This window comes from Paraburkholderia sediminicola, assembly GCF_046026855.1.
Lineage (GTDB): Bacteria > Pseudomonadota > Gammaproteobacteria > Burkholderiales > Burkholderiaceae > Paraburkholderia > Paraburkholderia sediminicola_A.
Map to the genome: position 1 here is coordinate 1 of NZ_JAQQET010000081.1, position 2,089 is coordinate 2,089.

General features: G+C 56.4%; 4 protein-coding genes. 3 read left to right on the forward strand and 1 reads right to left on the reverse strand.

From position 1 onward, the window contains the following. The 3 genes from PQR40_RS39125 to queF all read left to right on the forward strand — a co-directional run. Positions 1-124 (forward strand): ACT domain-containing protein (locus PQR40_RS39125; protein WP_527250857.1); only part of this gene is annotated, 124 nt, incomplete at its 5' end. A 23-nt stretch (positions 125-147) separates the two neighbouring features. After that, a complete protein-coding gene (locus PQR40_RS38855; protein ID WP_408221509.1) occupies positions 148-1,050 on the forward strand; it encodes a 5'-nucleotidase in 903 nt (300 codons plus the stop codon). After that, entirely contained in the window at positions 1,047-1,871 is an 825-nt protein-coding gene (gene queF, locus PQR40_RS38860; RefSeq protein ID WP_408242417.1) for an NADPH-dependent 7-cyano-7-deazaguanine reductase QueF, read from the forward strand. Before PQR40_RS38855 ends, queF begins: the two co-directional genes overlap by 4 nt. Here the strand turns inward: queF and PQR40_RS38865 are convergent. Next, positions 1,833-2,089, reverse strand: a 257-nt coding sequence (locus tag PQR40_RS38865) for a hypothetical protein (protein ID WP_408511271.1), incomplete at its 5' end; no start/stop codon positions are given. The genes queF and PQR40_RS38865 overlap by 39 nt on opposite strands.

The window sequence follows — 2,089 nt, forward strand, 5'->3', positions numbered from 1 at the left end:
AATTCTGGTTGGCATTCAGGTGCCGGAGAGCGAGAACAGCGGGTTCGAGCGCTTTCTCACGACGCTGGGTTATCCGTACTGGGAAGAAACGCAGAATCCTGTTTATCGCCTGTTCCTTGCTTGATCTTTTTGGACTGAAACGCGCAGATGGCTCTTTCGCTTGTCGACAAACTGGTGGTGGCAATCTCGTCGCGCGCGCTGTTCGACTTCGAGGAAGAGAACTGCGTGTACGAGGAAGGCAACCTGCAGGCGTATGAAGCGTTGCAGCGCGAGCGGCTGGCCGTGCCTGCCAAACCGGGCGTGGCGTTTCCGCTGATCCGCAAGCTGCTGGCGTTGAACGCCGGCGGCCATCGCGTCGAAGTGGTGATCCTGTCGCGCAGCGATCCGATCAGCGGCTTGCGTGCGTTTCACTCGTGCAGGGAGTATGGGCTGGCGATCGAGCGTGGTGTGTTTACACGTGGGCGCCCGCCATTCGGCTATCTGAAGCCGTTGAACGCGTCGTTGTTTTTGTCCGCGAATCAGGACGACGTGCGCGACGCATTGGCTGCCGGATTTCCGGCCGCGCGCGTCTTGCCCGAATCGGCGAAAATGGCGAGCAAGTATCCAGACGAGATCCGGATCGCCTTCGACGGCGATGCAGTTTTGTTTTCCGACGAAGCCGAGCGTGTGTTCCAGAAAGATGGCCTGCGTGCGTTCGTCGGCCATGAGATTCACAACAAGGATTTGCCGCTCGCGGATGGGCCTTTGAAGCCGTTGCTCGAAGCGCTGCATCGGCTGCAGAAACTCGCGGACGAAGCCGCACCAATGCATATTCGTACGGCCTTGGTGACAGCGCGCTCCGCCCCGGCGCATGAGCGCGCGATCCGCACATTAATGGCGTGGAACATCGAAATCGACGAAGCGATGTTCCTCGGCGGCCTCGACAAGAGCGCGTTTTTGCGCGAGTTCGAGCCGGATTTTTTCTTCGACGACCAAATTGGCCATTGCGAATCGGCCCGCGTCGTGACGGCGACGGGGCACGTGCTGAGTGGCATCGTGAACGCATCATGACACCCGAACAATCACCGCTGGGTAAGCCTTCCGCTTACACCGAACAATATGACGCTTCGCTGCTCTTTCCGATTGCCCGGAAGAATGCGCGCGAGGCGATTGGGATTAGCGCGCAGTTGCCGTTTTTCGGCACGGACATCTGGAATGCTTACGAGCTTTCCTGGCTGAATGCGCGCGGCAAGCCGCAGATTGCAGTGGCGACATTCTTTGTGCCGGCTGATTCGCCGAATATTGTCGAATCGAAGTCGTTCAAGCTTTATCTTGGGTCGTTTGCGCAGACGGCGTTCGAGTCGATGGAAATTGTGCGCGACACGATCAAGCGCGATGTTTCCGCTTCTTGCGGCGCGACTGTTGCTGTTCAGCTGACCGCACCGTATGAATTCGGCAAGCTGCAGATGGAAGAGTTTGAAGGCTTGTCTCTGGATCGGCTTGATCTGGATACGGATGTTTATCAGCCTGACGCCTCATTGCTGAAGGCCGCACTTGACGAAGCGCCTGTTAAGGAGACTTTGTTCTCTAACTTGTTGAAGTCGAATTGTCCGGTGACCGGGCAGCCGGACTGGGGCACCGTGCAGATTCATTACGTTGGGCCGCAGATCGATCACGCGGGCTTGCTGAGGTACATCATCTCCTACCGGAACCACACCGGGTTTCATGAGCAGTGTGTGGAGAAGATTTTTATTGATGTTCTTAAGGCCTGCCGGCCGGTGAAGCTTGCTGTTTATGCGCGGTATACCCGGCGCGGCGGGCTCGATATTAATCCGTTCCGGACGAATTACAATTTACCGATGCCGGATAATTTGCGGTTGGCGCGGCAATAAAGTTGAGGTTTTTTTGCCTGCCGGTGGGGGTTTTCTGTTTGCCTGCGGTGTTGGGTTTTGCTTGATGTGTTTGCCTGCGCGGCGCTTGTTTGTCTGTGGTTTTATGGGGTTGGCCTTTCGTTGATCTGGCTGCTTTGGCCTTTCCTTGATCTGACTGCTTTGGCCTTTCCTTGATCTGACTGCTTTGGCCTTTCCTTGCTTTCTTAGTGGTTTATTAG

Excerpts from the sequence above, each read along its gene's own strand:
- queF (WP_408242417.1), top strand. The coding sequence starts at position 1,047 with ATGACACCCGAACAATCACCGCTGGGTAAGCCTTCCGCTTACACCGAA.
- PQR40_RS38855 (WP_408221509.1), top strand. The coding sequence starts at position 148 with ATGGCTCTTTCGCTTGTCGACAAACTGGTGGTGGCAATCTCGTCGCGC.